The organism is Sporosarcina sp. SAFN-015 (assembly GCF_059415085.1).
In genome coordinates, this window is the sequence record NZ_JBPFDR010000001.1 from 336,388 (window position 1) to 363,011 (window position 26,624).

The 26,624-nt window shown below is 47.1% G+C and carries 29 protein-coding genes and 1 pseudogene; 10 read left to right on the forward strand and 20 right to left on the reverse strand.

The window, feature by feature from the left end; translation table 11 throughout:
* Positions 1-18: 18 nt before the first annotated feature.
* Both ACR65H_RS01500 and ACR65H_RS01505 read right to left on the reverse strand, forming a co-directional pair.
* Positions 19-792: an alpha/beta fold hydrolase gene (locus ACR65H_RS01500; RefSeq protein ID WP_440498287.1), complete on the reverse strand. Its 774-nt coding sequence runs from the start codon at positions 790-792 to the stop codon at positions 19-21.
* An 85-nt stretch (positions 793-877) separates the two neighbouring features.
* The gene (locus ACR65H_RS01505; protein WP_440498288.1) at positions 878-1,729 is read right to left on the reverse strand and encodes an aminopeptidase; all 852 of its coding nucleotides are present in this window, start codon (positions 1,727-1,729) and stop codon (positions 878-880) included.
* Positions 1,730-1,815: 86 nt separating this feature from the next.
* Here ACR65H_RS01505 and ACR65H_RS01510 point away from each other — a divergent pair.
* Together ACR65H_RS01510 and ACR65H_RS01515 are read left to right on the forward strand one after the other, a co-directional pair.
* Positions 1,816-2,129 (forward strand): annotated as a pseudogene (locus ACR65H_RS01510) (cell wall hydrolase).
* Positions 2,130-2,148: 19 nt separating this feature from the next.
* Positions 2,149-2,499 (forward strand): spore coat protein GerQ, encoded by a 351-nt coding sequence (locus tag ACR65H_RS01515; protein ID WP_440498289.1) that lies wholly within the window; start codon positions 2,149-2,151, stop codon positions 2,497-2,499.
* A 50-nt stretch (positions 2,500-2,549) separates the two neighbouring features.
* Here the strand turns inward: ACR65H_RS01515 and ACR65H_RS01520 are convergent, their stop codons facing one another.
* The 6 genes from ACR65H_RS01520 to ACR65H_RS01545 form a co-directional block, all read right to left on the reverse strand.
* The gene (locus tag ACR65H_RS01520) at positions 2,550-3,596 is read right to left on the reverse strand and encodes a beta-carotene 15,15'-monooxygenase (protein WP_440498290.1); all 1,047 of its coding nucleotides are present in this window, start codon (positions 3,594-3,596) and stop codon (positions 2,550-2,552) included.
* A gap of 283 nt (positions 3,597-3,879) precedes the next feature.
* Positions 3,880-4,260: a DUF423 domain-containing protein gene (locus ACR65H_RS01525; protein WP_440498291.1), complete on the reverse strand. Its 381-nt coding sequence runs from the start codon at positions 4,258-4,260 to the stop codon at positions 3,880-3,882.
* A 282-nt stretch (positions 4,261-4,542) separates the two neighbouring features.
* Positions 4,543-4,803, reverse strand: coding sequence for a YwdI family protein (locus tag ACR65H_RS01530; protein WP_440498292.1), 261 nt, complete (start codon positions 4,801-4,803; stop codon positions 4,543-4,545).
* A complete protein-coding gene (locus ACR65H_RS01535; protein WP_440498293.1) occupies positions 4,800-4,976 on the reverse strand; it encodes a uracil-DNA glycosylase in 177 nt (58 codons plus the stop codon). Before ACR65H_RS01535 ends, ACR65H_RS01530 begins: the two co-directional genes overlap by 4 nt.
* 16 nt (positions 4,977-4,992) lie before the next feature.
* Complete coding sequence (locus ACR65H_RS01540; protein WP_440498294.1) at positions 4,993-5,679, reverse strand: uracil-DNA glycosylase; 687 nt, start codon at positions 5,677-5,679, stop codon at positions 4,993-4,995.
* Positions 5,680-5,684: 5 nt separating this feature from the next.
* A complete protein-coding gene (locus ACR65H_RS01545; protein ID WP_440498295.1) occupies positions 5,685-6,443 on the reverse strand; it encodes a DUF4230 domain-containing protein in 759 nt (252 codons plus the stop codon).
* Positions 6,444-6,697: 254 nt separating this feature from the next.
* Here ACR65H_RS01545 and thiD point away from each other — a divergent pair, with 254 nt between their 5' ends.
* The 4 genes from thiD (at position 6,698) to ACR65H_RS01565 (ending at position 10,576) form a co-directional block, all read left to right on the forward strand.
* Positions 6,698-7,531 (forward strand): bifunctional hydroxymethylpyrimidine kinase/phosphomethylpyrimidine kinase, encoded by an 834-nt coding sequence (thiD, locus tag ACR65H_RS01550; RefSeq protein ID WP_440498296.1) that lies wholly within the window; start codon positions 6,698-6,700, stop codon positions 7,529-7,531.
* Between the two features lie 454 nt (positions 7,532-7,985).
* Positions 7,986-8,336 (forward strand): YojF family protein, encoded by a 351-nt coding sequence (locus ACR65H_RS01555; RefSeq protein ID WP_440498297.1) that lies wholly within the window; start codon positions 7,986-7,988, stop codon positions 8,334-8,336.
* Positions 8,337-8,364: 28 nt separating this feature from the next.
* Positions 8,365-9,048, forward strand: coding sequence for a bacillithiol biosynthesis deacetylase BshB2 (gene bshB2 / locus ACR65H_RS01560; RefSeq protein WP_440498298.1), 684 nt, complete (start codon positions 8,365-8,367; stop codon positions 9,046-9,048).
* A 175-nt stretch (positions 9,049-9,223) separates the two neighbouring features.
* Positions 9,224-10,576 (forward strand): YjiH family protein, encoded by a 1,353-nt coding sequence (locus tag ACR65H_RS01565; protein WP_440498299.1) that lies wholly within the window; start codon positions 9,224-9,226, stop codon positions 10,574-10,576.
* Between the two features lie 109 nt (positions 10,577-10,685).
* Here the strand turns inward: ACR65H_RS01565 and ACR65H_RS01570 are convergent, their stop codons facing one another.
* Positions 10,686-11,630, reverse strand: coding sequence for an L-threonine 3-dehydrogenase (locus ACR65H_RS01570; RefSeq protein WP_440498300.1), 945 nt, complete (start codon positions 11,628-11,630; stop codon positions 10,686-10,688).
* Positions 11,631-11,820: 190 nt separating this feature from the next.
* Here ACR65H_RS01570 and ACR65H_RS01575 point away from each other — a divergent pair, with 190 nt between their 5' ends.
* On the forward strand, positions 11,821-12,477 hold the full coding sequence (locus ACR65H_RS01575; RefSeq protein ID WP_440498301.1) for a hypothetical protein: 657 nt from the start codon (positions 11,821-11,823) through the stop codon (positions 12,475-12,477).
* A gap of 3 nt (positions 12,478-12,480) precedes the next feature.
* Complete coding sequence (locus ACR65H_RS01580; RefSeq protein WP_440498302.1) at positions 12,481-12,651, forward strand: hypothetical protein; 171 nt, start codon at positions 12,481-12,483, stop codon at positions 12,649-12,651.
* A 66-nt stretch (positions 12,652-12,717) separates the two neighbouring features.
* On the opposite strand, the gene ACR65H_RS01585 is transcribed toward ACR65H_RS01580, so the two are convergent.
* The 9 genes from ACR65H_RS01585 to ACR65H_RS01625 form a co-directional block, all read right to left on the reverse strand.
* Positions 12,718-13,002, reverse strand: a complete 285-nt coding sequence (locus ACR65H_RS01585) for a DUF6958 family protein (RefSeq protein ID WP_440498303.1) — start codon at positions 13,000-13,002, stop codon at positions 12,718-12,720.
* A gap of 134 nt (positions 13,003-13,136) precedes the next feature.
* The gene (locus ACR65H_RS01590; protein ID WP_440498304.1) at positions 13,137-14,327 is read right to left on the reverse strand and encodes a glycine C-acetyltransferase; all 1,191 of its coding nucleotides are present in this window, start codon (positions 14,325-14,327) and stop codon (positions 13,137-13,139) included.
* A 72-nt stretch (positions 14,328-14,399) separates the two neighbouring features.
* Positions 14,400-15,572 (reverse strand): hypothetical protein, encoded by a 1,173-nt coding sequence (locus ACR65H_RS01595; protein WP_440498305.1) that lies wholly within the window; start codon positions 15,570-15,572, stop codon positions 14,400-14,402.
* Positions 15,569-16,207: a YczE/YyaS/YitT family protein gene (locus ACR65H_RS01600; protein WP_440498306.1), complete on the reverse strand. Its 639-nt coding sequence runs from the start codon at positions 16,205-16,207 to the stop codon at positions 15,569-15,571. The genes ACR65H_RS01595 and ACR65H_RS01600 overlap by 4 nt, the downstream gene beginning before the upstream one ends.
* Before the next feature lie 93 nt (positions 16,208-16,300).
* The gene (ybaK, locus tag ACR65H_RS01605; RefSeq protein WP_440498307.1) at positions 16,301-16,792 is read right to left on the reverse strand and encodes a Cys-tRNA(Pro) deacylase; all 492 of its coding nucleotides are present in this window, start codon (positions 16,790-16,792) and stop codon (positions 16,301-16,303) included.
* 58 nt (positions 16,793-16,850) lie between these two features.
* The gene (locus tag ACR65H_RS01610) at positions 16,851-17,450 is read right to left on the reverse strand and encodes a hypothetical protein (protein ID WP_440498308.1); all 600 of its coding nucleotides are present in this window, start codon (positions 17,448-17,450) and stop codon (positions 16,851-16,853) included.
* A gap of 208 nt (positions 17,451-17,658) precedes the next feature.
* Positions 17,659-19,827, reverse strand: coding sequence for a DNA topoisomerase III (locus ACR65H_RS01615; protein WP_440498309.1), 2,169 nt, complete (start codon positions 19,825-19,827; stop codon positions 17,659-17,661).
* A gap of 369 nt (positions 19,828-20,196) precedes the next feature.
* Complete coding sequence (locus tag ACR65H_RS01620) at positions 20,197-20,760, reverse strand: NADPH-dependent FMN reductase (RefSeq protein WP_440498310.1); 564 nt, start codon at positions 20,758-20,760, stop codon at positions 20,197-20,199.
* A gap of 93 nt (positions 20,761-20,853) precedes the next feature.
* Complete coding sequence (locus ACR65H_RS01625) at positions 20,854-22,803, reverse strand: cation:proton antiporter (protein ID WP_440498311.1); 1,950 nt, start codon at positions 22,801-22,803, stop codon at positions 20,854-20,856.
* Positions 22,804-22,938: 135 nt separating this feature from the next.
* Between ACR65H_RS01625 and ACR65H_RS01630 the strand changes: the two genes are divergently transcribed.
* Complete coding sequence (locus tag ACR65H_RS01630; protein WP_440498312.1) at positions 22,939-23,994, forward strand: PseG/SpsG family protein; 1,056 nt, start codon at positions 22,939-22,941, stop codon at positions 23,992-23,994.
* Between the two features lie 24 nt (positions 23,995-24,018).
* Complete coding sequence (locus ACR65H_RS01635) at positions 24,019-24,201, forward strand: SE1832 family protein (RefSeq protein WP_440498313.1); 183 nt, start codon at positions 24,019-24,021, stop codon at positions 24,199-24,201.
* 167 nt (positions 24,202-24,368) lie between these two features.
* Here the strand turns inward: ACR65H_RS01635 and ACR65H_RS01640 are convergent, their stop codons facing one another.
* Both ACR65H_RS01640 and ACR65H_RS01645 read right to left on the reverse strand, forming a co-directional pair.
* Positions 24,369-25,820 carry a phospholipase D family protein gene (locus ACR65H_RS01640; protein WP_440498314.1) on the reverse strand — a complete coding sequence of 484 codons (1,452 nt, stop codon included), beginning with the start codon at positions 25,818-25,820 and terminating at the stop codon, positions 24,369-24,371.
* 162 nt (positions 25,821-25,982) lie between these two features.
* Entirely contained in the window at positions 25,983-26,528 is a 546-nt protein-coding gene (locus ACR65H_RS01645; RefSeq protein ID WP_440498315.1) for an RNA polymerase sigma factor, read from the reverse strand.
* Positions 26,529-26,624: the final 96 nt, after the last annotated feature.

Here is a 26,624-nt window from a genome sequence, read left to right on the forward strand (position 1 = left end):
CCTGAACAGACAATTCCATCATTCCAAAAAGTTCGTGACGACTTCCATGAACAAGCGCGGCTGCTCGACATTCGGTGCATGGCCAGATAATTTGAATTCCAAGAATGCGCCTGCTGGAATAAGTTCAGCAGTCTCTTTTCCGTAATCAGGAGGATTCAATCCGTCGTACAGACCGCCGATGACGAGTGTCTCGGCACTGATGCGATGCAAATCGTTCCGGAAATCGAATCCTTCCAACGCCTTCGATGCGATGGCTTGTTCATGCAACGTCAATTGTTCACTATGCTCCGCAGTTTCATGCAGCCATTTCCCGACCGCCTTTTGGTTATGAAACATATATTTCGAGGCGGCAACCATTTTATCGATCGGCGTCATGCCTTTCATTTCATCAGCATGGCGATCGTAAAGCTCTTCCATGGAAGCCTGTTCGCCGTGGGATTTCGTTGCGACAAGCACGAGCTTCTTCACCCGGTTGCCCAATTCGATGGCAACCCCTTGCGCTATGTAACTCCCCATCGACACGCCGATCATGTAAAACGAATCCAGTCCAAGATGATCGACGAGCGCGATTGTATCCCGGATATGATCTTCCAATTCATAGTGCGGCGGCTTCTCTGAATTCCCATGTCCACGGGCATCAGGCGCTACGACCCGGTAGTTATTTTTAAATTGATCGATTTCATGCCGAAACATCTCACTATTGCTCGTCAAGCCGTGCAACAATAAAAGCGGAAAGCCATCCCCTTCCTCCTGATAATAAATCTCTATACCATCCGTGTTCAATATAGGCATCATACCACTCCTCCGAAAAAGCACTTTGCCTATCCATACCCTTATTTCAATAAATAAAAAAAGAGCCTAGACGGCTCTTCGCTTTTTATTTCCGCAACCATTCCATCATATCCGCCTTCAAATCATTCCCATTCCAAAACGTCAATGCCGCATCTTCGCCAATCCGCTCAACGAGTTGTTCAACATAGTCTGTGCCGAGTAAATAACCAAGGCGGTTGTAACCGAAATAGCTGCCGCCCGATAGACGGAACCATTCTTTTTCCTTCGTCATGTCCCAATCCCCGACTGCGTCTTCCAAAAATCGCCGCTTTACCTCAAGTTTATTGTCCTCATAACATTTCACCCACGGATCGCCTTCATCGTCGTATGTAAAATAGACCGGCTCCGGAAGTCCCGGGACTGTCCGCTTCGATAAATACGTGGCGGCTCCTTCCGTAAATAGCGTCGTCAAACCATGTCCCCAATCGACGGTTGACCAATCCAGCCCATTGCGTGTGGCCATTGCAAAATGTGCCACATGACCGATTTCATGCGCAGTGATCACTTTCAAATGATTTCGCTCGGCGGATAGCTTCTCGACAGCAAAATAGATTTCGCGGCGATTTTCCCTCGTAACGAAGGCATTTGAACCGAATGTGCCGACCATCAATTTTAACGAAAGATCTAAGCCTAACCCGAATGATTGCTCGTACGTCTCATCCACTTCCCGAATAATGCCTGGCAAACTGGCAGAAGTGGAACGGATGTCATCCATCTTGGCTTCGTATTTCTGTAAAGCAGCTGACAAGCGCTCTTCCGTCCTTGGACAATGAATCGGAAAATATTTTTCGTACACTTTTTCATTGCTATTTAGATATGATTCCAAATCCGATAGCGTCGGCTGTTCTTTGGCTTCCCAAAAATCAAGGAATACCGGAATATCATTTTCAATATGCATATACTCTCCCCCCACTACTAGTATACATATTTTTCAGTCATCAACGAAGGTGGAAATGCATAAGGTGGAACCGAGGGGGTTATGTCGTGGCAGTATTAAAAGCCACAAACAGTGAAATTGATTTGTCAGCAAGGCTGATGCGGGTTGAAGCAGAGGGCGATGGACAGCTTGGGATGCTCATGGTCGGAAATGCTACTTTTATCAACTCGCGCGCGATCAGTACGTGAAGCTTGCGAGAAGCAATGTTGAAGGCGAACGGTTTCAGCCGGCAACGAGGTCACTTTGGTTTTTCCAACCTTCTGGAACCTGCCCAGCCCAATGGCACAATCAATGGAATACTGGAAGATACAAAGCGCACTGCTTCTATTCCCCTACCGAACAAGATTGTCCACAAGTCTAAAAATTGAAAGGATGAAAAAATGGTCCAATATTATTATTATCCCGGTTTTCAACAACCACAAATGCAAATGCCTACAACGCCGCCACAGATTCCTGCAGCAGGTCGGCCACCATTCAGGGAGGAGTCGTATATTGAAAATATCCTCCGCCTCAACAGGGGCAAACCCGGCATATTCCATTTCTCTTTCGAACATGCCGTCGAACCCGGAAAGAATACGCTAGCAATCCCGGGGGTGGTAGAAGCTGCAGGTCGAGATCACGTTATCTTGAGCACAGCTACCGGCAAACGTTATTTGATGCCTATGATTTATTTCGACTATGCGGAGTTTAACGAGGAATTGAATTACTTTAATCAGCAACCCGGACTTTAAACCGAACAAAAGTCTTCCCTTGCCAACACGGCAGTGGAAGACTTTTTTCATTATCCCAACTTCTCCTCAAGCACGTCCCGGAAACGATCCGGTTCATCCAAACGGATTGCAGCCATATTGAATTTCTTCTCCATTCCCATAAACAAAGTCGCCTTCAGCGGCTCCTTGAAATGAAGGACACAATTCGGCTTCGCTTCCTCCATATCCCGCGCAATGAACTCGATCAGACCTTTCGACTTCAGGTTGCACTTTGCCGCATCTTCAAACCATTCGATTTTATCAATCGCGTCAAAAGGAATTTCCATACGTTTCCCGAGTCCAAGGGAAATGTGCATTCGATTTTCTTTCACTGCCAATGGATTCAGTCGTACAGTTTGAATATCCGCAATAAAATAGATGACCGAATAAATATTCAAGATGAGCAGTACGATGGACAAAATCATTGATTTCCCATGAAGCCACCAATGGATGCCGATCGTTTCTATGACGATGGCATGGATAAGCATAATGTTGAAGGCGAGCATACTCGTTTTCTGGTGCAAGGAAAAGAGCGTCTCCCCTGTGGGTGGTTTCCTTTTCCAAGAAGCGAAAGCATAGTAGAACATGAGCGATTCCGCAGCGATGATGGAAATGAGCGGATGGGACGACACCCTTTCTTTGACGAGCGAAGGAAAGGCGAATAAACCACTATTGTTTCCCTGTTTCAACTCTCTTACAATGCCAGGCAGATGTTTGACTAACAGGAAAAGAAGCCCAATTTCCGCAAGTACAATCAATCCTTCAAGCCCAATTGCAGCATATGGGATGAATTTGAATGGCTCAAAATATTCATGAGGAATAATGAACCTCGCTGCAACAAGCCCAATCACCATAAATGTAATGAATCGTTTCAGCGTAAAGCCTTTCTTGCGCGTCATCGCCAAAATTAGAAGCGGCGCAACAATCGCCAAATCCAACAGCGAACCGATCACAACTGCCCGGGAATCGTCCGGCATCGGAATCGCAGGCAGCCGGTACGCTAAATAATTACTAACAAGAACGAGAAGCAGCAATGCAGCAAACAAACTTTGCTTTGAACGTAGTCGGGTCAATACCATGGAATCTCCCCCTTTTCTACTAGTTTACTAAAGAGTGCGAATACAATCACAGGATAGTTTTGACAGATTTATGGAGGTTTTTATGATCTTGAGCACGCGGGCGGATTCTTGAGCGCGGATTCGAGTTCTTGAGCGCTCGGGTGGGATTCTTGAGCGCGGATTCGAGTTCTTGAGCGCGCGAGCCGATTCTATGAACGCGGGACACCCCTCCTCCCTCCCTTCCCTATGACGCGATTCAAAAAAAACGGTCTGAAGAACTGATGCTCTTCAGACCGTTTCCAATTCACTTTCCGAACTTTACTGTTGCAATGATAAGCATGATCCAGCCGACGATAAAGGCGACGCCGCCGATTGGGGTGATAGCGCCTAAAATGCCGATGCCGGATAGGCTCAAAACGTATAGGCTGCCGGAGAAGATGATGATGCCGGCGAGCAATAGATAGCCTGCCCATGACAAAGTGGTCGACGGGCCGAAGAGCGATGTGCTCATAAGGATGCCGACTGCGATAAGTCCGATTGCATGGAACATTTGGTATTGGACGGCTGTTTCCCAAATAGCGAGATACCGTTCAGAAAGACGCTCTTTCAATGCATGCGCGCCGAACGCGCCGAGAGCTACGGCAAGGGCTGCATTGACAGCACCCGCGATAATGAAAAATGGCATATGGTTTCCTACTTTCCGCTTGAAATAAAAGTTCTACTTCTATGATAAACATTTTTGCCGCCCATTCACAGTGAAAGGACGGCAACTTAATTCAACCGAAGTCATCCTACTTCCAACACGGAAGGATGGATACAGATATATCTACGATTCAGCAGGTATTCTTGCCCCGGCTGAATTAAGTTAGCCTCCGGCGGATGCCACAGATTTTTAAAGGAGTTTATCGAGCAAGCTCAATAAAAATCCGGACGCAATTACGCCGAGGCGTAATTGATTTATTACCAATTAAAAGTCGAAGATCGAGCCGCCGTTTGCATCCTCTTCCTCAAGCGGCCTGCTTTCCAATGAAGAAATTCTCGGCTGATGGGAAATCGCCATCGTTCTCGGCGTAATAATCGGTTCGTCTTTCTGATCACTGACGAGAACGACTTGGCAGAGCGCCCGAATCGCCGTCAACGCCTCTCGGACGGCTTGGTCGTCTTCTGCAGATTTTGCGTAATTCAGCTGGCGTTGCATTTCCTCAATGATCCGTTCGGTTGAAATCATCTTCTTGCATCCCCTTTCTTCGGTTCGAATTTCATGCATTCCATGCCGGATGATCGTCTGACAACGATTGACGGCAGTTCCCTTGTTTTAAAACCATATGCCTTGCAGCCACGCGGGCTTTTCGGATCCCATGTTACGAAAAAGTATTGACAACGAAAACAATTTACAGCCATGCGGCCACCTCTTCCCTTACATCCCTTCGTCTGTCCGGCACCAGTCGATCGGCGTTTCATTCCACCCTTCCAAAATGGCATTCGCCTTGGAATAGGGCTGACTGCCGAAAAAGCCGCGGCTTGCGCTAAGCGGACTCGGATGGACGGCTTCAATGATGGCGTTTTTTTGCAAATCGATCAGCTTCTTCTTCTCCTGCGCCGGGCGCCCCCAAAGGATAAAGACGACCGGCTCATCGCGTTCGGATAAGCGTCGGATCACTTCGTCGGTGAATTGCTCCCACCCTTGCTTCCGGTGAGAATGCGCCTGCCCTTCCCTCACTGTCAGAACAGTGTTCAACATAAGTACGCCTTGCTTCGCCCAGCCAGTCAACGTCCCATTTTCGGGAATATCGCATCCGATGTCGGACTGCAATTCCTTGAACATATTCCGCAAGCTCGGCGGAATCTTGACGCCAGGCTTAACCGAAAAGCTGAGGCCATGCGCTTGTCCAGGCCCATGATATGGATCCTGACCTAAAATTACAACTTTCACATTCTTGAAAGGTGTCAGTTTGAAAGCTGTCCACATATCTTCCATGAGTGGGTACACATTCTGGCATTCATATTCTTTTTTTAGAAAATCGCGAAGTTGCAAGTAGTACGGTTTCTGGAATTGCTCCGCAAGCACTTCATCCCAATCATTGCCGAACCTCTTTTTCTGCAAGCATCTCACTCCTTGAATTCGATCGTCACGTCATATCCCGCGAATGAGAACATTTCCGATAACGTCTTTTCGGCATTGAATTGCGCCGTCTTCAAAACTCCTTGGCCGGTCGCTTCCTCGACGATAAGCTCTTTCGCCTCAGCTGCCAACTCGTACGCTTCTTTTATATCTGCCTTTTGACGGAAAACGCCTTCGTATGAATAGACTTCGACTTGATCAAAATAAATTTCCGCTCCCCCGAGGAAGGTAGCAGGCGGCAAAATGAGCTTCGCCGTCTTATTCTTTTCATCTATGATTACATCTTTTTCTGTTAGCTCGGACAAGTCAACGCCCGCCTTCACCGATCCCGGTATGACGACGAGCAGTTGCCGCTTTGTCCCCGGCACATTTAATCCGATGCTTTGTCCAAACAGTTGATTGTCCTGTCGTTCGACGATGACTTTCGTATACGCTTCCGCTGTTGCCATTTCGTTCAGCTCTTGTATTTGTTCGAGGAATACACCTTTCTGTTCCGTGAAGGTGCTCCCTAGTTTTAAAAATTGAAAAGCGATGAACGGAAGGGAAATGACGGCGAGCAGGAGAAGCACGGCCAGCAAAATTGCCGATCGCTTCCACATTGAAAGGAATCTGAACGGCATGCGCGGACGCCAAGATTTTCGTTTGCGGCCGAGCGCCTCTTCCACTGTGACCGCACTCTCCGAATCTGACGCCTTCAATTCTTTCAGCAGTTTTTCAATTTCCTGCAATTTCTTTTTATCTTCCATACCCTTTTTCACCTTCCTTCGACACTTGTAATCGCACATTTTTACTTATAGTTGTACGTTTAGCGTATCTAAAAGTTTCGCAGCGGACAACAGATAAGCATAGAGCCATCCGCTTTTCATTCGAAAACTCGTAAACATGCATAATTCTCCATAATCCCGCAGAAACCGCCATACGATTGCAATAATTGTATTTTTTCATCAATTTGATTAGTATTAAAAGCGAAGGCAATCCAACATAAAGGAGACTTCCAGCTATGACTTTGAAAAAGACATTGACCATTGCAGGATCAGATACGTCAGGCGGGGCGGGAATTCAAGCCGACCTGAAAACATTCCAAGAACACGGCACATACGGCATGACAGCTTTGACGGTTGTTGTGACGATGGATCCCGACAACAATTGGAGCCATAACGTCTATTCACTTCCGATTGATGTGTTGAAAGCGCAACTGAAAACAGCCCTTTCGACAGGCATCGACGCGATTAAAACAGGCATGCTTAGTACGGAGGAAGTCATCCAAACTGCGGGCGAGGCGATTGCGGAGTCCGGACTCAACCACGTCGTCATCGATCCCGTCATGGTTTGTAAAGGCGAAGACGAAGTTCTCAATCCGGGAACTGTCGACGCTATGGTGCAATATTTGCTTCCAAAAGCCGAAATCGTAACGCCGAACTTGTTCGAAGCAGGACAATTGGCGAGCATGAAAACACCATCTACCATTGAGCAAATGAAATCGGTAGCCGAAAAGATCCATTCACTTGGCGCACGCAACGTCGTCATCAAAGGCGGCAAACAGCTTCAGCACGAAAAAGCGGCGGATCTATTTTATGACGGCAAGACATTCACGCTGCTCGAAGCGGAAAAAACGGCTACGCATTATAATCATGGAGCGGGCTGCACGTTCGCCGCTGCGATTACAGCAAACCTCGCGAATGGCCTCGACGTGAAAGAATCCGTCATCGAAGCGAAGAAATTCGTTACTGCGGCGATCGCGAACGGCTGGAAGTTGAATGAATATGTAGGACCCGTCATGCACGGCGCAAAAAACCGTATCGGCGCACCGGATATTACAGCATCGGAGATTTGATTGCTTGAAGGTCAGAAGAGAGTTTTCTCTTCTGACCTTTTTTAGTTATCGGTCATTTCCCCGCGGATATCGATCATTTCCCGAAGGTTATCGGTCAATTCGGTGAAGTTATCGGTCATTTCCCAGAACTTATCGATCAATTTCACATATTTATTGTCATTTCATGACCTTTGACCCATGTAATTTTGTTCCGTCTAGACTCCGGGCGCTATTAGGGTGCCTTAATTTCTGCCAAAAGCGCAGAAATACGGCAAATCGAACCCTTCGCAGTTCGTTTTGCTCGGGTCATAAGTCAGCCATGCTGTACGGCAAAAAGCGCCGTTTCGCATGTCCGCCTTATGCCTGTCGCACCTGAGCAAGCGCCCTCCGCTTTTGTTTCAAGCACCACAATCGCATTCATTTTCACTTTTCTATATACTGAAGTTATGTGATTTTGTAAGAAGGAGGATTTATCATGGAACCTGTGAAACCGGATCAGTTGCAGGAATTGCTGAATTCCTATGCGAATAAAGACGTTTACATCCATCTTGAAACGACGAATGGTGCGTATGCAGCCCATTTCAAGGAAGGATTTTTCAACGCGGGGGCATTCATCCGGAATGTCGTCGTCAAATATGAGCTCGGGAAAGTGGCGGGCGAATCGCCGCATCGGGTCGGCTTGAAGTTGCCGTCAGGATGGATTTATGCGCAAGGGATCACTCACTACACGGTCGATGAACACGATCGGCTGCTCATGGCTGGGCTCGACCCTGATGGAAAACTTGCCGTCGCACTCGAAATTAGTGAAACACCGTTTACATATTAAGCTGTTTGATTGTTAAGGAGGCTTATCGATGATTAAAGAAGAACGCCACGTACTCGTCATTTTCCCGCACCCGGACGACGAAGCTTTCGGCGTATCGGGTACGATTTCCACGTATATCGAAATGGGGGTTCCCGTCACATACGCTTGCCTGACATTAGGCGAGATGGGCCGGAATCTCGGCAATCCCCCTTTCGCTAACCGCGAAACGCTGCCGCAAATTCGCAAGCAAGAATTGCAAAATGCCGCAGCCGCGATGGGACTTACAGATTTACGGATGATGGGCTTGCGCGATAAGACGATAGAATTTGAGGATGACGAAAAGATGATCAAGCTCGTCACCGATTTAATTGAAGATACGAATCCGTCGCTCATCATCACATTCTATCCGGGACTCGCCGTCCACCCAGACCACGATGCAACTGGACGCGCCGTCGTCCGTGCCGTCAGGAGGATGAAAGAATCCGAGCGCCCGACACTGTATACGCTCGCTTTCGCACATAATACAGCGGAAATGATCGGCACACCTGACGTCTTCCATAACGTCGAAGGAGCGGCTCAAAAAAAGCTCAACACATTGAATGCGCATGCTTCCCAAACCGTATGGATGATGCGCGATATGGAGAAAAGGCTGGCTGAGAAAGATCCTGAAGCGTTAAAATGGCTGCACGAAGAGAAATTTTTCACATACAAATGGGACCGGGATTTCGAATAAACATCCCAACTGATCATGCCCCGTTCGCAATAGCAAACGGGGCATTTACATAGCAAAACGAAAAAACTGAAAAGAGTGATTTTGTTCCAGTATATTTACAACTAGCAGAAAAATAGGTAGTATGTATGATTATACAACAATATTGATACTTTATTCATAAAGGAGCAAACTAGAGTTGAAAAAACATCATTTATCCACTTGGCTCTACTTTCTAATTCCATCCATACTCGGTATCATCCTATTCATGATCCCGCTTAAATTCGGAGAAGAATGGAAAGTTCCCATTGCAAAGCTTGCGGATATTCTATCCGGCTGGCTCGAACCCGCTATGCCAATGACCGCAATGATTATTATTGTTATCGCGGCAATTGGATCGCTTGTTTATGCATTCATCCCGCGTTCCAGTTCTAAACCTTCTCTTATGGAAGGCTTGTTCAAAGTAACTCCGTTCTGGGTCGTCACCCGAATTATCGGAGCTGTTTTCGCCATCATGGTTACTTTCCAAATCGGACCTGAGGCAATTTGGAATGAAAATACGGGTGGTCTGCTTCTAGCACCAGATGGTCTTGTTTCATTCTTATTTACGATTTTCCTTTTCGCAGGACTTTTATTGCCATTATTATTGAATTTTGGTCTTTTGGAGTTTTTCGGTACGATGATGGTGAAGGTGATGCGTCCATTATTCAAACTTCCAGGACGTTCCTCCATCGATGCGCTCGCTTCATGGATCGGCGATGGTACGATCGGCGTACTGTTGACGAGCAAGCAGTATGAGGATGGCCATTATACACAACGGGAAGCGGCAATCATTGCGACAACGTTTTCAGTCGTTTCAATTACGTTTTCACTCGTCATTATCGATACGGTTGGCATGTCCAACTACTTCCTTCCGTTTTACGCAACAGTACTGGTGACTGGCGTCATTTTAGCGCTCATCATGCCGCGGATTTATCCGCTTAGAAGCAAGAAAGAGGCGTATATCGACGGCCGGGAGTTCACGGGCGAAGATGAGCAACTTCCTGAAGGTTATAACGTATTCAATCACGGGCTGGAGAACGCATTGGATACCGCTTCGAAGAACCGTTCCATCAGCAGGATCTTCACTGATGGCATGCGTAACGTGCTCGATATGTGGATCGGCGTCGCACCGGTTGTTATGGCATTCGGTACGGTGGCGCTTATGTTGGCCGAATATACTGGTGTGTTCACATTTTTAGGAAAACCTTTTGAACCGATTCTTTCCGTGTTGGGCATTCCGGAAGCTGCGGCAGCCGCACAGACGATGGTCGTCGGTTTTGCAGATATGTTCCTGCCAGTCATTTTGGCTGACGGTTCCATTACATCGCCGATTACGTTGTTCACAATCGCAACGATTTCAGTCGTTCAGCTAATTTATATGTCCGAAGTCGGCGGTTTGATTCTTGGGACGAAAATTCCTATTAATATCCTAGATTTAATTATCATTTTCCTATTGCGTACACTCATCGCCTTGCCGATTGTTGCAGGTGTTGCACATTTACTGTTTTAATTAACGAAAAGCGGAAACGACCGCTTATGCCTGTCAGGCCTGGTCGTTGAAGCTAGACAATAACAAAAAGACCGCCGATCCATTTACCGGATCAGCGGTCTTTTTCATATCAAACATTCAATTTCTTTTTCAATTTTTCCAGCATATCGGCTGTCATTGCATCCAAATCGTATGTCGCTCGGAATCCCCATTCCGCGACGGCTGCAGACGGGTCAATGCTATTCGGCCAGCTGTCGGCAATCGCTTGGCGGACCGGATCGACATTATACGTCATTTCAAAATTCGGGATATGCTTGCGGATAGATGCTGCGATTTCACTTGGCTCGAAGCTCATCGCTGTCACATTGAAGGCATTGCGGTGCATCAATTTCGCAGGATTCGACTCCATCAAATCGACAATCGCCTGCAATGCATCCGGCATATACATCATGTCCATATATGTGCCTTCCGCTATGAATGACTCGTACTTCCCGTCCGTAATCGCCTTGTAATAAATATCCACCGCATAATCCGTCGTTCCCCCACCCGGCTGCGCCACATAGGAAATCAATCCCGGGAAACGCACGCCGCGCGTGTCGACGCCGAATCGGTGATAATAATAATCGCATAATAGCTCACCCGAGACTTTATTCACGCCATACATCGTTGTCGGCCGTTGCAAAGTGTCTTGAGGAGTGTTCATCTTCGGAGTTGAAGGACCGAATGCCCCGATCGAGCTAGGCGTGAAAAATTGCATATTGAGCTCGCGTGCTGTTTCAAGCGCATTCATAAGGCCGCCCATGTTGAGGTTCCATGCAAACAAAGGATTCTCTTCCGCTTTGGCAGATAAAAGCGCCGCCATGTGCATAATTGTATCCGCGCCGAAATCTTTCGCCACTTCGTGCATCTTCTTGCCGTCCGTCACATCGAGTACTTCAAATGGGCCAGCAATCGGCTCTAGCGGCTGACGTATATCTGTCGATAGCACATTATCCACGCCATATTCATTTTGCAGTTTGCCAATCAATTCTGAACCGATCTGGCCAAGCGCACCAGTCACCATGATTTTTTTCAATCCTGACTCCTCCTAATGGTCAAATGTGTTTATGGAAAGGACATATTTTTCTCAGAACATAATAAACTCTTTCACATCAATATAAAGAGATTATATTATGTGCACCTGTAAAACACAACATCTATTCCTTCCTTATCATCTTTTCCCTTTATTTATCTGGTATACTAGAGGAAAAACGTCGAGGTGCACAATGTTCAGTAAATATGCCAATCTCATTTTAGTTATTATCATCGGCGCATTATTGGCGGTTGCTTTATTTTTATCCGGCCTACAAATGTGGCTTGTTTTCACAATCGTTATGGTGTTCACTTTCATTTTAACGATGGGTTATCCCTTCTATATCATCTACAAAACGAAAAGTTTGAAACTGATTGACCGTTATTTGGCGAATCATCGGAGTAAACCGATTTTTAGCTACGCGTATACTTTGGCTCATGGATCGGATAAAGAGATTATCGAGTCATTGAAAAAAATCGTGAAATCTTACCCTCAAGCGGAAGTGCAAGATGTGTATAATGCCAATTTGCTAGTATTCCAAAAGGATTGGAGAGGATTGATAGAATCGTCAAAATCGATGACAACAACTTTCTACCGTGATTATTATGCGGGAATCGGGTATACAATGAGTAATAATAAGGAGAAGTCATCCGAAGCTTTGTCGAAAGTGCGAACTCCCTGGATGGTCCACTCCTTGAAGGCCGTCATGGCGTTGAAGCAGGGACAGGAGGATGTATTTAACTCCGAAACAGTTCTTGCAACGAAACATGCAGTCGGCATGCAACGCTATGTCGTGCATTATATGATGAAAAGACTGGCGAAAGGAGTTTTTTCGACCGAGGAGGTGTGAACATTGGACTTCATGGAAGAGACCTACGTAGAATTAAAGGACGGAAGACGTGGGCTTATTGTTGAAATGAGGCCGAATGAACCGATGCAATATGACGTCGAACTTCCAAACGGAGAATTGACGACTGTCTTCTACGATGAAATTGCCAAACAAGTCCACTTGCCGACGAGGTAGATGAAACAGAGAACGCAGAGAAAACCCATCTTTTTCAAAGATGGGTTTTCATATTTTTTAAAGCGTTTATCGAACAGTTCTCACGAATAATTGACCGTTGAGCATTGGGCATTCCAACTGGCCCCTCGCTTCAAGATCCGTCACAATCGCTTCCATATACCACTGATTATTTCCATCGAACGGCGTCAACCTTCGTAACGTTCTGTTCGATAATTCTTCAAATGAAATGATGCCTGCTTCACGAATGATCATAAGCATCACTTTTTTTATCTTGTCATATCTATACTTTACAATCGACGCACCGGCTTTGCCGTTTGATTGCAAAAGTTGGACGCTTTCATTGTATCGCATATTGCCCCACCTTTTCAAAGTGACCTACTTATATCTATTCCCATTTTCGTAGAAAGTTAATCATCGTTTATTAAAGATTTGTAGAAAAAAACTGCCGCATCGGCTAAGCGCCGACACGACAGTTATTTTTCAAATTATGAAATGACGCCGAGCTCTTTTCCTACTCTCTCGTAAATAGCTAGCGCTTCATCGATCATTTCCTTCGTGTGAGCGGCGGTCGGCATATTACGCACTCGGCCTTTGCCCTTCTGAACAGTCGGGAAGACGATCGACTTGGCATATACGCCTTCTTCGATCAACCGTTTTGAAAATTGTTGTGTCAATTTCTCTTCGCCGATGATGCACGGCGTGATCGGCGTTTCAGAAACACCGATGTCGAAGCCGAGTCGCTTGAGGCCCTCTTTCAAATAGTTTCCATTTTCCCATAGCTTATCATGCAGCTCAGTAGATTCTGTGATTTTATCTAGCGCGCCCATGATTGCAGCTACGTCGCCTGCCGGCAATGCAGTGGAGAATAAAAACGGCCGCGAGCGAACTTTCAGCCAGTCGATCAATGCCTGCGTTCCAGCAACATAGCCACCGACAACGCCGATTGCTTTTGACAATGTACCGATTTGGAAGTCGATCTCTTTTTCAAGCCCGAAATGCTTAACAGTCCCTTTTCCTTTGCCTGTTACGCCTGACCCGTGCGCATCGTCGACATACGTGATCAAATCGAATTCTTTCGCGATCTCTACAATTTCAGGAAGCTTCGCGATATTGCCATCCATTGAAAATACGCCGTCTGTAATATACATGAGCTTGCCGAATTGTCCGGACTCCTTCGCTTCTTTCGCTTTCGCACGTAAATCGTCCATATCTTGGTGCTTCACCCGAATGATTTTTGCGCCGGATAGACGGCAGCCATCAATGATTGAAGCGTGGTTCAATTCATCTGAAAGAATAGCGTCCTGCTTGTTCATGACCGCAGAAATCGCCGCCATATTACAGTTGAATCCGGATTGGTAGGAAATCGCTGCTTCCGTCCCCTTGAATTCCGCAAGTTTTTTCTCTAGTTCAATATGAATATCGAGCGTTCCGTTAATCGTTCGTACTGCTCCCGCACCGACGCCATACTTTTCCGTCGCCGCAATCGCGAGCTTTTTCAAATCTTCATTCGTTGCAAGCCCTAAATAGTTATTCGAGGATAGATTGATTAACTCTTTCCCCTTAATTGTAATGATGGGACCGTTCGGACCTTCTACCGGATCGATAACATTGTAAAGGCCTTGGTCGCGCAGTTCCTGTAAATTTTCCTGTAAAAAAGCATCGAGCACTTTTGACAAAATGATCTTCCTTTCAAACGATTGATGCCCCCATTTTAGCATAAGAGGACCCATATCGCAGAAGGAATCGCATTATACGTCAATCCATTTTGAAAGTTGTTTCGTCTTTTCCTCGAAGGATTTCCTTATAATGGCCTGATCGACAACTTCGCGCAGCCTGTTTTCACTATGGGCATGTGCATGCATATAACCGGTCGCGTCCATAATTTTCTCTTTGTATCGGCCGCTGATTTCGGCAATCTTCTCTTCTGCTTCCGCATCTTCCGTACATAACGAAACGAGATCAAGTATTTCATCCAACGGACTCTCAGGGTCGTATTCATGCGGCTGGGTCGCGTCAAACAAGCAAACCGACAGCTCCGGCAACAACAAGATGTCGACGCTTGTAGGATCAAGGCCACACCAACCGTAAAGCACGTCAACTCCCCTACGCTCCGCCTCTTTGCCGAGCGTTTTCAACATCGTCGATTTTCCCGTTCCGGACAACCCTTTCATAAGTATCCTTCTCTTCGTCCAGCTCGTAATGGAAGGAATGTAATCACGGGACCCTCCTGGCGATAAAGAGCCGGCGATCCGATGTGATACTGTCGATGTCTTATGCAGCTTCATCGTGCCGAAAAGTTCATTTTTCAATGATTCAATGAGCTGCTCATGTTCATGCCACATCATCCGTACGATATTCACTTGCTCCCAATCGTCGTGGATTCGCAATGCATCGGACATAGACTGCATCATTTTCGTAAACATGACGTTCGATTCCTCTGCAATGGCAGCCATTTCGGCGGCGCGGCTTTGCAGTTTTTCTTCGTCGTACGCATCGTAGAAGCTGATGACGTGATGGCGTCCGCCAATTTCGGTCGGCTCAAGCGAAACGGGGTGGGACGCTTGGAGAATGAATAAATTAAGATCTTTCACAAATATGGCATCTGTATTGTCAGGCTGGACGGGGTTGTTGAATCGATCCACGTCGTAGCCTCTTTTAATGAAATGAGCTGCCGCATCGTTCAAGACTTTGGTTAATGCATTTGTCGGCGGCGCTTTTAAAAAGATTGTTTTGTCAGCGGTGGCGATCAAAGTGTCGTATTTATGCGCAACCCCATGCCCTGTATAGGCTGTCCCCATGTATTCCGTTATTGTCCCGTATATGATGACCATCCTTTCCCAATTGACTACTTGCCTTTCTACCATATGCCCAAAGAATAAAAAAAAGCACGGCTTGTCTGCCATGCTTTCGATAAAACTCATTTAATAAACAAAACCTGCTCGTCTTCTTCCCCTGCAATTTTTAATAGGAGTTTGCGACATTGCGGGAGGGCGTAGTGGACGATTTGGCCGATGAGGAAGGCGATGATGACTGTGCCGATACCTATTGGACCGCCTAACAGCCATCCTACAACGGCGACAATGATTTCGATCATCGTCCGCACCTTTTTCACACTAATTCCGAGCTTATCAACAAGGATGAGCATCAGGCCGTCGCGCGGACCTGCACCGACATTCGGTGCAACGTAAATGCCAACGCCGTACGACATGACGATGACACCGAGCGTGAAAATGATTACTTGCCCTGTCATTGAATTGAATTCAGGCAACATCCAGTTGAACAAATCGATAAAAAGACCAAGCAAGGTCATGTTCAGCCATGTCCCGATTTTCGGCCATTGCTTCAACACGACAGAGGTCACCCCAATGATGATCAAGCCAAGGATGATGCTCCACGTCCCGATCGTCAACCCGAAGTTCCGAGTCAGTCCGATATGCAGAACATCCCATGGTCCAACGCCGAGACGGTGTCCTTTAATTGTCATTGTAATTCCTAGCGACAAGACGATCACGCCGACAAGGAAGAATGTCCATCTCCATACAAAAATTTTTCTCATCTGCACTCTTCTTTCCCCCGCTACTCTATCATGGATAGGTCATTATCTGTTTCCACTATTGTAGCATGTGTCAAGAAGGTATGTTATTTGTGATTAGCCTTTGATAATATCGCTGAAGGTCGCGTCGGCAACGCTTGCAAGATCGGCCGGGGACAATTTCATTTGCAATCCCGGCTTCCCTGCACTGACGACGAACTGCTCAAGCCGTTCAGCCGAAGCATCGATTACGGTCGGATACTTTTTCTTCATGCCAATTGCCGAACAACCTCCACGGACGTACCCTGTCTCTTTCGTCAAATCCTTTAACGGCAGCATATCGAGCTTCTTCACGCCTGCCGCCTTCGCAGCTTTTTTTAAGTCAAGCTCTTCCGCGACGGGCACGATGAAGACGAAGAGCTCCCGCGGACCAGCGATCGTCACAAGCGTCTTATAGACCGATTCCTCTGCCTGCCCTGTTTTTGCAGCGACAGACACGCCGTCCAATTGTCCATCATTAATATCATATTCCATCAATTCATACGTCACTCGTTCATTTTCCAAAAGTCTTACCGCATTTGTCTTTACGGATTTCTTTTGCTTCGCCATATATTCACATCCTTCGGCAAATAGAAGAAAAGCCGCCATTAACTGGCGACCCTTCCTATTAGGCTGTTCTATTAATATTCGGCCATTCGGCAATAAACCCATTCCGCTTCGCTTCCACTTGGATCGAGTAAGCGGAAATTGCCTTTGCATAGCGTTTTTGCTCCAATAGCACTTCCCGTTCCAAATCAGTCGGAAGGTCCATGGATGCCACTTTGAACACTTCCGTCTTTGCCCGGTTCGTTTCTGCTTCCAATTGGGATTGCTCCCTCTTTTGGAGTGCAAGCCTTGCTTCTGTTTCCATGATTTTAGCGGAAGCAGTAGCTGCAAGCTGATGATCCGCTGTCGTCGGCTCCTGGACTGATATCGCTTCTCTTCGGACGTCCCGCCACGCATCGATCGTCTCCTCTAACGTTTTCCCGAGAGGAAGGGCGATCTGCTTCACCTGTCCTGCATCCAGCTTTTTGAACTCCCGATTGTCTTGCGCAGCTTTCGGTTCCTTTTTTCCTGTCAGCAATGCTTCCAAGTCATCGAGCATTTTTTGGTTCCGTCCATTGTAATCCGCTTGGCGATGATAAGCTTGTTCAGCATTCCTGCGTCTCACCGCGTCGTACCGCTGCATTTGGTCGGCAGCGGATGCAAACGTCATGATGGCATTCATGTCACTCACCTCCTGATACGTGTCCACTTTCAGTTATGAGTATTATAGCCATTTATTGCTTACCAAAACATCCAGCAAAAGATTCAATGACTGATTATTCGAAAGGTATTTTCGACTGGTTGTTTGGGCCTACTTTTTCGACAGTTTTCCACTTTTACCGACCATTACTTAAAGAGCAGTTTAGCGTTTTTCCCTTCGCTCTGCATCATCACTTCTCGAACATCTTTTTCAATGCATCCGCCAATGCCGTGTTCACAGGCTCTTCCTCCTGCTTTTTCATATACTTTTGCACGTCGCGTTTATCCGCCTTTTTGCCGCCGGATTGAGCGCGTCGCTTTTCAAAAGCAGAAAGCTTTTCACGGTAGCCGCATTTGCAGACGAAAATTCTTCCGTCCCCTTCTCCACGAAGCTCTAGCTTTTTCTTACAGTTTGGGCATCGTGCATTCGTCAATTGGGATACATTGCGACGATGGCCGCATTCCCTGTCCTGACATACGAGCATCTTGCCGCGTTTGCCGTTCACTTCAAGCAACGGCTTTCCGCAATCCGGGCACATCTTACCCGTCACATTATCGTGCTTGAACTTTTTATCGTCCGTTTTGATTTCTTTGACGGTTTTCTTCGAAAAGGCCACCATCTCTTTCATGAACGCATCTTTTTTCATTTTGCCATTGGCAATCTTCGTCAAGCTTTGCTCCCATTCAGCCGTCAAAGCCGGGGACTTCAAATCTTCCGGAACGAGTTCAAGCAGTTGTCTTCCTTTCGAAGTCGTGAAGATGTCATTCCCCTTTTTTTCAATGACGAATGAGCTGAACAGCTTTTCGATAATATCAGCACGCGTCGCAACCGTTCCAAGGCCGCCTGTGTCGCCAAGCGTCTTGATCAGATCTTTTGATTCACCCGCCATGAACTGCGCTGGGTTTTCCATTGCCGCAAGCAATGTCCCTTCATTGAAACGTGCTGGCGGTTTTGTCTGCCCTTCTGTCATGACGATGGCACGAATCTTCACTTCGGCACCTTTCGTGAAAGCTGGCAACCGGTCCGTATCTTCCTCTTCCTCATCCGTGGAATAAACCGCTTTCCACCCTTCGTCCGTGACCGTCCTTCCTTTCGCTTTGAACATTTCTCCGCCTACTTCAAGCTCTGCAGTTACTTGATCATAGCGGAACGGGCCGAAGAAGACGGCAAGGAAGCGCTTGACAATTAAATCGTACAAGCGTTGCTCCTTATCGGACAAGTTTTGATAGATCGGCGTCTCCTCCGTCGGGATGATCGCATGGTGATCGGATACGCGCTTGTCGTCAATGACGCCCTTCTGCGGCTTGACTGAATTCGACCGCAACAATACATTGACCGACTTCCGGTATGGCCCGATGTCGACCGCTTTGATGCGCTCTTTCAATGTGCCCGCCATATCCGACGTTAAATGCTTCGAATCTGTCCGCGGGTACGTAACTGCTTTATGTCGTTCATATAGATTTTGTAATGTCGACAACGTCTCTTTCGCTGACCAGCTCCAACGCCGATGCGCTTCCTTCTGCAGCTCCGTCAAGTCGAATAAAGGAGGAGCCGGCTGTTGCTTCGGAGTCGTTTTGACATCCTTCACTTTTCCGGAATGAACCCCATCGAGACGTGCCAGCAATTTTTCAATTGTGTCTTTGTTGAACGACTGTGTCTGCCCCGCCTTATCGGACCATGTGAATCTCGCTGTTTCGGTCAACGCTTGCAAACCATAAAACGATTTCGGCTTGAATTCCCGAATTTGCTTTTCCCGCTCCGCAATCATGGCGAGTGTCGGCGTCTGGACACGCCCTGTCGATAATTGCGCATTGTATTTCACTGTCAACGCACGTGTTGCGTTAATGCCGACGACCCAGTCCGCCTCTGCACGCGCAACCGCCGCTTCATATAAGTTTTCGTATTGGCGGCCGTCTTTTAAATTGTTGAATCCATCTTTTATCGCTTTATCGGTAACGGATGATATCCATAGACGCTTCACAGGCTTACGGTTCTTCGCCATTTCCAAGATCCATCGAGCGACAAGCTCCCCTTCCCGTCCTGCATCCGTCGCGATGATGATGTCCTTCACATCATTCCGTCGAAGCTGTGCTTTTACAGCATTGAACTGTTTCGTTGTCTGGCGGATCGGAGTCAGCTTAAATGGATCTGGAATGATCGGCAAGTATTCCATCTTCCATTCCTTGTATTCATTGCCGTACCCTTCCGGATCTGCGTGTGTCACAAGATGGCCGAGCGCCCATGTGACAATATATTTTTGGCCTTCTAAAAAGCCATTGCCTTTTTTATTACAGCCAAGCACCCGCGCGATATCCCTCGCAACGGACGGCTTTTCGGCCAACACTACTGATTTGGACATGATTAAATCCCCTTTCTACATATTTTTATTATAAGGGAGAACGTCTTCTGTTGCATGTCTAGTGAAATTGATGTGCTTTGGACGCGCGATGCCTCGCTTTGGACGCGCGGCGAATCGCTTTGGACGCGCGGCGACCCACTTTGGACGCGCAGCAAATCACTTTGGACGCGCGACGACCCACTTTGGACGCGCGGCGAATCGCTTTGGACGCGCGGCGGATTGCTTTGGACGCGCGATGACTCGCTTTGGACGCGCGGCGACCCACTTTGGACGCGCGATGACTCGCTTTGGACGCAGACCTCTCTCACTAAAAAAGCTGTCACAGAAAGTCGTTTTCCGACTTTCTGGACAGCCCTTTATCGCTCACGTTCAGTTCGCGTCCAATATATCCTTCGAAAGATTTTGACTCATCTCTGCATACTTCGCGAACACTCTTGCCAATTCGCGCAAACGATTGTGCACGTCTTCATCGATGATCCGGTTATCCTGATCGAAATGACCCGAATGGGTATAGACGAAATTCGGTGTTACGAGACAGCGGAAGTAATCTAAAATCGGCTTCAGCTGATTCTCAGGAACAAGATGATGCTGGTATGTACCGCCGTTCGCTACGATTGAAACCGGCTTGTAGCGCATCGCATGCGGATGCAGCATATCAAATGCATTTTTCAGCACACCCGGAATGGAGCCTTGGAAGATTGGTGTGGCAATAATATACGCATCAGCCTCTTCAAACTTTCGAACCATTTCCTGCATGTCCTTATTATATTGTTCCGACGGACGTCCATCGACGAATTGATGATCATAATCCGCCATATTCATACGTTCAATTTGGAAATCCCCACTACTATCTCTTACATACTGTTCGACCGTATCAAGCACTGCGCCCGTTTTGCTGCCGATAATGGTCCCGTCCACAAACAAAACTTTCACTGGTCATCCTCCTAATAGCTGTTTTCACAAAGACAATCGTACCATAACGATTGGTACGATTGCCCATAAACAGACTTATGGCCCGAGCGGCTGTCACTCGGAGATGGTTGTTTTAGAGTCCCCGTTCGACTTCGGCGCTTCTCCCGGAATGTCCCGCTTGCCTGAAGTGGAATCATCGGTGAACAACTCTTCCAGTTTTTCATAGGGGATTGCCGTATCGCCATTTTCCCCTTCCAAACGCTCCTTCACCCGTTCAATCGTCTTCGCCGGAGATGTCAGTGCAATAATCGCATCCCCTGCACTTGCCTGCAATTCAACGTTTGGCGTGAAAAATTCAATCGCCCCATCCGACCGAAGAATATAAAGCAGAATCGATTTATCATCACGTTCACGCAAATATTGCGTGTAGCTATATTGCTTTGTAATAAGAGTCTTCCGGATGACATGACCTGCATGCACCCGCTCTTCCAAGCTATAAATCGAGATTGACGGAGAAAACAGCGTCTGTCCACCTAAAATTGTAAACGCCTCTACATCATTCCCGACGTGGAATGCCGTTTGGAATAAATGATCACGCCCGAGATCCGGTGCAAAATCTGCACAAACATGCGCGTTATACAAATCCATCTTCGTCATCGCCAACATGTACCGATAAGGCGTCAAGTCGATATGGTACTCGATCTGTTCGGACAAAATATCCCCTACATAACTATCCAGTCCACGCCTTCTCGCGTCCGCAAGTGCCGCCCACGACTGATCGACAAGCAGCACTTCATTGCCTGTATCCTTAATCGATTGTGCCAACTCAGCCGCAAACCGCGTTCCGCCGATAATTGCGACACCAGACTCATCTGTCGTCGTCAAGTTCAGTTTCTTGGCAATAAACCCGATGGAGAATCCGTGTAGAACAACCGTTGAAAGAACAAGCGCAAATGTCAGAGCGGTGAGCAGCTCTGCATCTTCATATCCATTTTCAAGCAATATGCCGGCAAAATATCCTGACACGGTAAGCGCCACGATTCCCCTCGGCGCAATCCATCCGATCAGCAGCTTCTCCCTCACATTCAAGTCCGTCCCGATTGTGGATATCCAAATCGACAGCGGCCGAACGACAAAAAGCATTGCTGCCACATAAAGCATGATCGCAGGGTTGAAAATTTCAATTAATATTTTCGGATCAAGTGACGCGGTTAGCATGACGAAAATGCCCGAGATGAGCAGTACAGAAATATTCTCCTTGAAATGACGCACATCATTCAACGTCGTCAGACGCATATTCGCCATTTTCATCCCCATTGCCGTAACGGCAAGCAAGCCTGTTTCATGCATGATTTCATCCGCAAAAACAAACGTGAACAGCACGACGACGAAAAGAATCGGTGCTTTTAAAAACTCAGGGATGCTTCCCCGCTCAAAAGCGTTTCCTATAATCACTGCCGCAAACCACCCAAGAATGACTGCGAACGCAGAAGCTGCGAAGAAGAGCAATAGCGATTTCAATGTCACTTCGGCGTTGATAAATTTAATGAATTCAAATGCAAATACGGCGAGCAATGCCCCGAACGGATCAACGACAATCCCTTCCCATTTTAAGATTGCCGCAGGCCGCGGTTTCAACCTCGCTTGCCGCAATAAAGGCAAAATCACTGTTGGTCCAGTTACGATGAACAGACCGCCGATGATGAAAGCAACTTCCCATGAAAGGCCCGCTAAATAATGTGCCGCAAGAGATCCTGCTATCCAAGCGATGAACGCCCCGATTGTGACTATCCTTCCGACCGGCTTGCTGAACCCTTTAATTTCGCGAATATCTAGATTCAAGCTTCCTTCAAAAAGGATGATTGCGACCGCAAATGTAATGATCGGGCCAAACAGCTCCCCCATGCTTTCCTGCGGATTGATCAGGCCGAATACCGGTCCGACGAGCAATCCTGCAAGCGCCATGACGACGATCGCAGGCATGCGGTATTTCCACGCAACCCATTGGGAAAGCATCCCGATTAAGATGACGAGCATCAAATCGAACAATAAAGAATCGAACAATGGAAATACCCCGTTTCCTAAAGAATAAATGATAGTTTACCACATTTCCTTTTTCATTCCACGTATTTGTACATAACTCGTTTTTTCCAAACATAGGGTGAAAAGGAGAGTAGTTTATACACAGGAATAGAAAGGGTGATTCCAATAGAAAACTCAAAGAAGAAAACTGTTGCATTCTACATCGCGAGGTCGGACGGAAAAGGCTCATACCCTGCCAGAAGAGCTGCCGTGCTCGCTCGGGACATCGCAAAAGAAGTGAACGTCCTATTCATCGTCGGTGAAAACTCCCCATCACCTCCGGACGGTTTCAAATCAATTACAATCGGCAAAAAAGCCAATCTGATACAGACATTGATGCTTATCCGTCCAGACCTCCTCATCCGCGATACAGGCCCGACAGTGTCCGAAGAAGTGGAAAAAATCCGCACCGTCGTCCCTTCCCTTTTGCATTTCGATGATTTCGGTGACGGTGGAAAACAAGCGGACTTCGTCTTCCAGACCCTTATCGAGGAAGCTGTCGATGAACATGCTGAGCATATAATCGTTGATCGCCAGCTTTTCATTGCCGATCCGACGATGAGGAATTTTGAAAAAGCCGGTTTACGGAAAAGCCCTCCTGGCCCACTTCCCCATCTCGTTATTTCATTCGGAGAAGAGGATGAGGGAAACTTGACATACCGTGCGCTTCGGCATGTGTCCCAGCTGCAGATCCCACTCAAAGTGACTGTCCTCGTCGGAGAACGTTACCCGCATGACGTCAGCACGCTCCGCATGATGGCGCTAGGAAGACGGAACACACTTGTCCAGCAGCCGCCTTACAATGTGCCCGAGATCTACGCGACTGCAGATGTCGTCTTATGCGCGTCGGGCTATATGCCTTATGAAGTCGCCGTCATGGGTATCCCGTGCGTCGTGCTATCCCAAAATGATTTCGAATTGGGACTTGCATTTCCGAAAGAGCAGCACGGCTTTGTCCATCTTGGTCTCGGAAGGAAAGTGAAGCAATCGAATTTATTGAACGCGATCATGGAGCCGTTGCTGCATGAATCGTTGAGAAAACGTTCGATTGAGCGCCAGCTCGCACTTGGCCTCGGGGAAGGGAAGGATAAAATCATCGAGACGATCCTTTATTTATTGGAATTCCCGAAACGCGGAGCGGGCGGAAAAGCAATGTCCGATATGGTACACTAAAGGAAAACGTCGGGGGTTTTCCTTATGAATAAACGGCAGATTGAATCCGCAATTGCGGAGTTAAAAATGGATTATATTAGCTTACAAGGCGATGTCGAGAAGTTGGAGTCGACCGGACATGCCGATTCCGTCCATAAAGCGGAGCAGCGCCTTGCCGCGATGGAAGAAAGACTAGCTGAGTTAAATAAACAACTTGCAGAGCTCTAGACAAAAGCGCAGGGCGCTTGTTCAGCAGCGACAGGCATAAGACAAGATACGAAGTGGTGGTTTGCCACGTAGTAGCTTGGCCTTATGACCCCGAGCTGCTAGCGCCCGGAGTCTAGCCGTTAATAAAGAAGAGGCTGCCGACGAACAGTGTTCGTGGACAGCCTTTTTTAGTACGTGGTCAACTTCAATAATTCTTGAAGGCGGTAGATGCCGCGCTGGAAGAAAGTGAAGCCGTCTTGGAATTCCTCAAAATCGAGCGTATAAAGGGCATCTTCATTATTCCAGAGCCTTTCGAAATAACCGTCAATCTCTTTAGACAGCTCGCTGTCGTTCGGGGCAATGACCCTCAAATTTGCTTCGAGATTGTAATTGTTCAATGTCCGGTCGGTCAAATTCGCCGAGCCGTTCGTAATATACGTTTCCTGCTTTGTCTGCACGACGACCAGCTTCGTATGGTACTGACCGACGACGGTATTATACCACCGGACATCGAGCTTCCCATCCGTCTCATCCATCATCTTTTGCAGAACGGGACGATTCGGCAAGCCCGACTTTTCATTGCCGAACGAGTTCTCATTCGGGTCCAAAATCATTTTGACGTGAACTCCACGATTCGATGCGTCGACAATTGCCTGCACGATATCGGGCATCGCTATGAAAAACATGCCCATCCGAATCGCATCCCCTTCTTGGGCCGCCGTAATATCGCTGAGAAGCGCATCGTGGATTTTCTTTTCGGTCAAATATTGAACCGCGTATTCGCCGCCTTGCCCTTCCCCCACGTCGACACGCGGCAAGGAACCGCCATTCGTATAGCGGACGACCGCCTCTTCCGCCTCTAAAATGTCATTCAATACGCTTCCTTTCACTTTCAAGGCGACATTTCCGTGGAAGCCGCTCGCATTATGCGGATTCCCCGACGTCACGATTGCCGCTTTGTCCGTCACGAATGTCTTCCGATGATTCGCTTTCACATTTAAAAGGATCAAATACGACCTCAATGTCATTTTCGGCGCTTTGCTCGACATCGCGTTTGCAATCCAGCCGTCCTTTTCGACATTAACCCATCGGAAAATCGTCCGATAGAGGCCAGAATAGATAGGCGTCGAATCCCGCAACTGATCGAGATCGGTATATACCACTTCAATACCGGCGTCCTCCAGCTTGCTGAACCACTTCGATTCATATGAGCCGTACCCTGTGTTGAGAGGATCGGTAATGTAGATGATCTCCATTTCCGGATTCTCTTTTTTCTTTTGAATTAATTTCGCTGTCAAAGTTTCCGCGATTTTAGGAAAATCGATGTCTTCATCCGTATAATGATCCATGAGGAAAAAATCGAGGACGATAAACTCTTCCGCCTCGTCGATCATGTTGTAGATTTCATCAAAGATGGAAAGTTCATGCACCATCCCGTCACCCTTTTTATTTTGGGCGTACGTCAGATCGGTGAGCATTTCTACGTCGTCCGTCCAATGGATGTCGCCTTCATAGTTGACACCTTCCGGAAGCGGTTTGTATGTATGCCAAGTAATCACCCCGACGTATAGAAATAAAAATAGCAGGATGGCCATAAGAATGATCCATTTCGGTCGTACCCATTTTCTCAACTTTTCCATTCAATCAACCCCGTATTCTGCTTGCCACTTACAAATTCCCCTAACTGGCTGATAGCAAACTATCAAATTCACAATAATGTGTTACACCGCTGCCTTAAAAACGCATAAATTTCGTCCAACAAAAAAACGCCTCCTGTAAGAGGCATTTTTCATTTATCCTTATTAAGCAGTGACGTATTCTCTCACCGTTGTATCGTCCATCATTAATTCCTTCAAATACTTTTTCGCACGGAATAGACGCGATTTTACTGTACCGATCGAAACTTTCATCATTTCCGCGATTTCGATCAATGAATATTGATATACGTAGAAGTATTCGATCGTCGTCCGGTAAATGCCGTCCAATTGGCCGATTTTCTGTTGCACCATAAGCTGAATATCGTTTTGCTCAATCATTTCGACTGGAGTCGGATTGTCGCTTGGAACCAAATCGAGTATCGGAACGTCCAATGTTTCAGGTTGGTTCATAACGTGCTTGCTTCTTCTGACATCTTTCCGGTAGCGATCGCGGAATGTGTTCATGCAAATCGTCGTCAACCATGCTTTCATCCGGTCGACGCTGTCCATTTTCCCGCTATAGCGGACAACCTTGACCCACACGTCTTGCATGAGGTCTTCGGCTTCCTCTTTATTGCGTGTTAGTTTCAAACATAAATGGTATATGTATCTGCCATATTCGTCATATAGCTCAGTCAAGTCGATTTTCATAAGATAACTCCTCCGTTTTGTAACTGTTGTCCTCATTATCAAGGAATCTTCCATTACAAACTATCGACTTGCCTTTCACTAAACTTACATTTGTGT

Bases quoted from the DNA above. Each gene is read 5' to 3' on its own strand.
- ACR65H_RS01545 (WP_440498295.1), bottom strand. From the start codon at position 6,443: ATGGAAGATAAAAAGAAATTGCAGGAAATTGAAAAACTGCTGAAAGAA.
- ACR65H_RS01635 (WP_440498313.1), top strand. From the start codon at position 24,019: ATGAATAAACGGCAGATTGAATCCGCAATTGCGGAGTTAAAAATGGAT.
- ACR65H_RS01615 (WP_440498309.1), bottom strand. From the start codon at position 19,827: ATGTCCAAATCAGTAGTGTTGGCCGAAAAGCCGTCCGTTGCGAGGGAT.
- ACR65H_RS01585 (WP_440498303.1), bottom strand. From the start codon at position 13,002: ATGCGATACAATGAAAGCGTCCAACTTTTGCAATCAAACGGCAAAGCC.
- ACR65H_RS01520 (WP_440498290.1), bottom strand. From the start codon at position 3,596: ATGGTATTGACCCGACTACGTTCAAAGCAAAGTTTGTTTGCTGCATTG.
- ACR65H_RS01640 (WP_440498314.1), bottom strand. From the start codon at position 25,820: ATGGAAAAGTTGAGAAAATGGGTACGACCGAAATGGATCATTCTTATG.
- ACR65H_RS01645 (WP_440498315.1), bottom strand. From the start codon at position 26,528: ATGAAAATCGACTTGACTGAGCTATATGACGAATATGGCAGATACATA.
- ACR65H_RS01600 (WP_440498306.1), bottom strand. From the start codon at position 16,207: ATGAGAAAAATTTTTGTATGGAGATGGACATTCTTCCTTGTCGGCGTG.
- ACR65H_RS01530 (WP_440498292.1), bottom strand. From the start codon at position 4,803: ATGATTTCAACCGAACGGATCATTGAGGAAATGCAACGCCAGCTGAAT.
- ybaK (WP_440498307.1), bottom strand. From the start codon at position 16,792: ATGGCGAAGCAAAAGAAATCCGTAAAGACAAATGCGGTAAGACTTTTG.
- ACR65H_RS01575 (WP_440498301.1), top strand. From the start codon at position 11,821: ATGTTCAGTAAATATGCCAATCTCATTTTAGTTATTATCATCGGCGCA.
- ACR65H_RS01500 (WP_440498287.1), bottom strand. From the start codon at position 792: ATGCCTATATTGAACACGGATGGTATAGAGATTTATTATCAGGAGGAA.
- ACR65H_RS01525 (WP_440498291.1), bottom strand. From the start codon at position 4,260: ATGCCATTTTTCATTATCGCGGGTGCTGTCAATGCAGCCCTTGCCGTA.
- ACR65H_RS01505 (WP_440498288.1), bottom strand. From the start codon at position 1,729: ATGCATATTGAAAATGATATTCCGGTATTCCTTGATTTTTGGGAAGCC.
- bshB2 (WP_440498298.1), top strand. From the start codon at position 8,365: ATGATTAAAGAAGAACGCCACGTACTCGTCATTTTCCCGCACCCGGAC.
- thiD (WP_440498296.1), top strand. From the start codon at position 6,698: ATGACTTTGAAAAAGACATTGACCATTGCAGGATCAGATACGTCAGGC.
- ACR65H_RS01610 (WP_440498308.1), bottom strand. From the start codon at position 17,450: ATGAATGCCATCATGACGTTTGCATCCGCTGCCGACCAAATGCAGCGG.
- ACR65H_RS01535 (WP_440498293.1), bottom strand. From the start codon at position 4,976: ATGGCTGTAAATTGTTTTCGTTGTCAATACTTTTTCGTAACATGGGAT.
- ACR65H_RS01595 (WP_440498305.1), bottom strand. From the start codon at position 15,572: ATGAGTTTTATCGAAAGCATGGCAGACAAGCCGTGCTTTTTTTTATTC.
- ACR65H_RS01515 (WP_440498289.1), top strand. From the start codon at position 2,149: ATGGTCCAATATTATTATTATCCCGGTTTTCAACAACCACAAATGCAA.
- ACR65H_RS01555 (WP_440498297.1), top strand. From the start codon at position 7,986: ATGGAACCTGTGAAACCGGATCAGTTGCAGGAATTGCTGAATTCCTAT.